5 protein-coding genes are annotated in these 4,120 nt (G+C 72.2%); all 5 read right to left on the bottom strand.

The annotated features are described in order from the left end of the window. Positions 1–232: AtzH-like domain-containing protein (locus tag I53_RS20290; protein ID WP_043354049.1), on the bottom strand; the 232-nt coding region annotated here is incomplete at its 3' end. Continuing rightward, positions 233–1,414, bottom strand: a complete 1,182-nt coding sequence (locus tag I53_RS20285) for an amidase (protein ID WP_043354047.1) — start codon at positions 1,412–1,414, stop codon at positions 233–235. Beyond that, positions 1,411–3,027 (bottom strand): ABC transporter ATP-binding protein, encoded by a 1,617-nt coding sequence (locus tag I53_RS20280; RefSeq protein WP_043354045.1) that lies wholly within the window; start codon positions 3,025–3,027, stop codon positions 1,411–1,413. The genes I53_RS20285 and I53_RS20280 overlap by 4 nt, the downstream gene beginning before the upstream one ends. After that, positions 3,024–3,851 carry an ABC transporter permease gene (locus I53_RS20275; protein WP_043354044.1) on the bottom strand — a complete coding sequence of 276 codons (828 nt, stop codon included), beginning with the start codon at positions 3,849–3,851 and terminating at the stop codon, positions 3,024–3,026. Before I53_RS20275 ends, I53_RS20280 begins: the two co-directional genes overlap by 4 nt. A 2-nt stretch (positions 3,852–3,853) precedes the next feature. Beyond that, a partial coding sequence (locus I53_RS20270) for an ABC transporter permease (RefSeq protein ID WP_148291204.1) occupies positions 3,854–4,120 on the bottom strand: 267 nt, incomplete at its 5' end.

Genomic DNA, 4,120 nt, shown 5'->3' with positions numbered 1-4,120 from the left:
CGGACCGTGCCTCCTTGGTGCCGCCCGGCGGCGGATCGGCCGCCACGCGGGCAGCGTGGATTTCGGCGAATCCGTAGCAGTTCTCGGCCAGCGCATAGCGGATCGTGTGCGGACTGTTCCAGAAGGTCGCGTCGAGGACGGCGACATCCTTCTCGATGAGCGCCTGCTCGTAGCGCTCGAACAAAGCCGCGATCTCGGCCACGATCTCCGGGCGGTTCACCGTCACGTCCATTCAACCCTCCAGGGCGACCGCCAGGCGGATCAGATCGAGGTCGGTCCCGCGCGCCCCGAGGATCGACAGGCCGACCGGCGCGCCATCGACGTGGGCGCCCGGCAGATTGACCTGCGGGACGCCGGTGAGGCCGCCGTGGCTCGTCAGGCAGGCGATCCGCTCGCGCAGCGGATGCAGCGCGCCGAGCGGCAGCCCGCGCAGCGGCGCCGGGAACGGTGTGGTCGGGAGGCACAGGATCGTGCCGGGGGGCAGGAGCCGCGCGAGGCGGGCCCTTGCCTCGATCCGCATCAAACTCGCGGCGCTGCGCTCGGCATCGGTCATCATCGAGCCCTGGATCAGCGAGCGGGCCACCGAGAAGGCCATGCGGGGGTTGCAGGCATCGAGCCAGGGCTCGAAGGTCTGCCACGCCTCGCTGCTCTGCAGGACGCGCTGCGCCCGCTGCCACACGGACAGGCCCTGCGGCGCGAGCGTCACGTCGCGGCGATTGCCGATGAGGGCGGACAGACGCTCGATCTGCGGGGCCAGCGCCTCCTGCACGGCGGCGTCCGCGAAGCCGAGCGCGTCGGCGGCCACGAGCAGCGTGTGGGGCAGACGGTCCGGCATGACTTGGCCGAACAGGACCTCGCCGACCCGCGCGAAGGTCGCCGCGTCCCGGGCGAACCAGCCGCAGGTGTCCGAACTCGGCGCCTGGACGCAGATCCCGGAAAAGTCGATGCGGCCGTGCGTTGGCCGGATGCCGTAGAGCCCGCAGAAGCTCGCCGGCACGCGCACGGAGCCGCCGGTATCGGTGCCCAGGGCGAAGTCGCAGGCGCCCGCAGCCACCGCGGAGGCCGAGCCGCTGGACGAGCCGCCGGGCACCCGGTCCGGCGCCGCCGGATTGAGCGGCGTGCCGTCGTGGGCGTTCTCGCCGAGGATTCCCAGCGAGACTTCGTCGGTCACCGTCTTGCCGACGGCCGAGGCGCCCGCATCGAGTAGCCGCTGCACCACGCCGGCATGGCGGGTCGGCGTCGGGTAGGCCCGCGGCCAGTCCGGGTTGCCCCCCGCCGTGGGGCTGTCCGCGACGTCGATCAGATCTTTGACGGCGAAGGTGAGGCCGGCGAGCGGCCCCGTCGCGGATCCGGCGACGCGGACGCGCGGCCCGGGCAGGAACGGGTCCGTCGAGAGGGGCTGCGCGGTCGTCATGCGGGGATCGGGTCCTGCCATTGGGCGCCGGGCACCGCGGCGAACAGCGCCTTCGTGTAGGGGTGCTTCGGCGCGAAGAAGATCTCGGACGTCGGCGCGACCTCAACCACCTGACCGGACCGCATCACGGCGATCCGGTCGCAGACCTGCAGCGCGACCCGGAGGTCGTGGGTCACGAACAGCATGCTGAGATGGAGCCGCGCCTTGATGTCGGCGAGCAGCGCCAGGACCTGCGCCTGGACGGAGACGTCCAGGGCCGAGACCGGCTCGTCGGCCACCAGGATCTCGGGCTTCATGGCGAGCGCCCGGGCGATGCCGATTCGCTGGCGCTGGCCGCCGCTGAACTCGTGCGGGTAGCGCTGCGCCGCCGCGGGGTCGAGGCCGACCAGCGCCAGCATCTCGCATGCCTGGACCCGCGCGATTCCCGGCTCGGTGCCGTGAATGATCGGCCCCTCGGCGACGATGTCGACCACGCGCTGGCGCGGATCGAGGGAGCCGTAGGGATCCTGGAACACCATCTGCACGCGCCGACGGTGCGGACGCATCTGGCGGCGGCTCAGTTCGGCGACGCTGTGCCCGGCAAGCAGGATCTCCCCGCCGTCGACGGGCATCAGGCGGGTGAGTGCCCGCGCCAGCGTGCTCTTGCCAGAGCCGCTCTCGCCGACGAGGCCCAGGGTCTCGCCCCGCCGCAGCAGGACGTCCACGCCGTCGAGGGCCCGGGTGACGCGGCCCCCGAACAGGCCGCGGGCGCCGTAGGTCTTCTCGACCCCCCTGGCCTCCACCACCAGCGGGGCGATGCTGGCGGCGCGCCGCGGCGGCGGCACGAGCTTCGGCACGGCGGCGATGAGGGCGCGCGTGTAGGGATGCTTCGGGGCGCCGAGGACCGAGGCCGCGGGCCCCTGCTCGACCAGGACGCCCTTCTGCAGCACCGCGACCGTGTCGGCGATGTCGGCCACGACGCCGAAATCGTGCGTGATGAACAGGACGCTCGTGCCGTGCTCGCGCTGCAGGTCGCGGATCAGGGAGAGGATCTGCGCCTGCGTGGTGACGTCGAGCGCCGTGGTCGGCTCGTCGGCGATGAGCAGCCGCGGGTTCAACGCCAGCGCCATGGCGATCATCGCCCGTTGCCGCTGGCCGCCCGAGAGCTGGTGCGGGTAGGAGCGCAGCAGCCGGGCCGGGTCCGGGAGGTGGACGCTTTCGAGCAGCGCGAGGATGCGCGCCCGGCGGTCCGCGCGCCCGAGCGGCGTGTGGATGCGCAGGACCTCGTCGATCTGCCGCCCGATCGTGTGCAGCGGGTTCAGGGCCGTCATGGGCTCCTGGAAGATCATCGCGATGCGCGCGCCCCGGACTTTGCGCATCTGACGCGGGGTGATCGCGGCGAGATCCGCGCCCTCGAACAGGATGCGGCCACCGCTGACGCGCACGCGCGGTCCCGGGAGCAGCCCGAGGATCGCGCGGGCCACCATCGACTTGCCCGATCCGCTCTCGCCGATCAGGCAGGTGACCGCACCGGGCCGCAGGACGAGATCCAGATCGGTGACGGCATTCGGCCGGTCCGCGCCGGGCGGCAGCGTGATCGTGAGCGTCTCGATCTCTAGGACGGCGTCGCTCATCGCTCTCGGAGCCTCGGGTTCAGGACCTCGTTCAGGCCATCCCCGACGAGGTTGATGGCGAGGACGGTCAGCAGGATCGCCAGCCCGGGAAAGGTGCAGATCCACCACGCCGACCGGAGGACCGCGCGGCCCGAGCTGATGATCAGGCCCCAGCTCATCACGTTCGGATCGCCGAGGCCCAGGAAGGCGAGCCCCGCCTCGATCAGGATCGCCGTGCCGATCAGGAGCGTGCCGACCGCGATGATCGCCGCGGTGCAGTTCGGCAGCATGTGGCGGAAGACGATGCGGGCGTCGCCCGCCCCCAGGCCGTCGCAGGCCAGAACGAACTCGCGGCCGCCGAGGGCCACGAACTCTCCGCGCACCAGCCGGGCGATGCCCGGCCAGGAGACCGTCACGATGGCCACGACCTCGCTGACGAGCGACGGCGACAGGATCGCCACGATCAGGATCGCCAGCACGAAGGCGGGGATCGTCTGGAAGAACTCCGTGAGCCGCATCAGCGCGACCTCGACGCCGCCCCGGTAGTAGCCGGCCAGCCCGCCGATCAGGGTCCCGAGCAGGATCGCCGCCCCGGTCGCGCTGAGGCCGATAATCAGGGAGGTGCGGGCGCCGTACGCGATCTCGGCGGCGACGTCGCGGCCCAGCGTGTCGGTGCCGAGCGGAAACCGGCCGCCCGGCGGCTGGAGGGCGGGGCCCACGAGCGCGAACGGATCGCCCGGATAGAGGAGCGGCGTGAGCGCCACGAGGACGACCAGCCCGAGGAGCACCATGGCCCCCGCGAGCGCGAGGCGGTTGCGCGCGAACCGCGCCAGGCCCGTGCGCATCGCTAGAGCTCCAGCCGCGGATCGAGGCAGACGTAGACGAGGTCCACGGCGAGGTTGATCACGACCACGAGGCAGGCCGAGACGAAGAAGATGCCGAGGAGCAGGTTGAGGTCGCGCGACTGGAGCGCGTTGAAGGCCAGTGTGCCGACCCCCCGGCAGCCGAACACCGTCTCGACCACGATCGAGCCGCCGATCAGGTTGCCGGCCTGCACGCCCCGCATGGTGACCACCGGCAGCAGCGCGTTGCGCAAGACGTGCCCGGTCATCAC

It is taken from the genome of Methylobacterium sp. B1 (assembly GCF_000333255.1).
GTDB classification, from domain to species: Bacteria; Pseudomonadota; Alphaproteobacteria; order Rhizobiales; family Beijerinckiaceae; genus Methylobacterium; species Methylobacterium fujisawaense.
Note: the sequence above shows the minus strand (reverse complement) of the source record. Positions and strands in the feature narration are given on the sequence as shown.

Coding starts and splice junctions, on each gene's coding strand:
- I53_RS20275 (WP_043354044.1), bottom strand. CDS start 3,851: ATGCGCACGGGCCTGGCGCGGTTCGCGCGCAACCGCCTCGCGCTCGCG.
- I53_RS20285 (WP_043354047.1), bottom strand. CDS start 1,414: ATGACGACCGCGCAGCCCCTCTCGACGGACCCGTTCCTGCCCGGGCCG.
- I53_RS20280 (WP_043354045.1), bottom strand. CDS start 3,027: ATGAGCGACGCCGTCCTAGAGATCGAGACGCTCACGATCACGCTGCCG.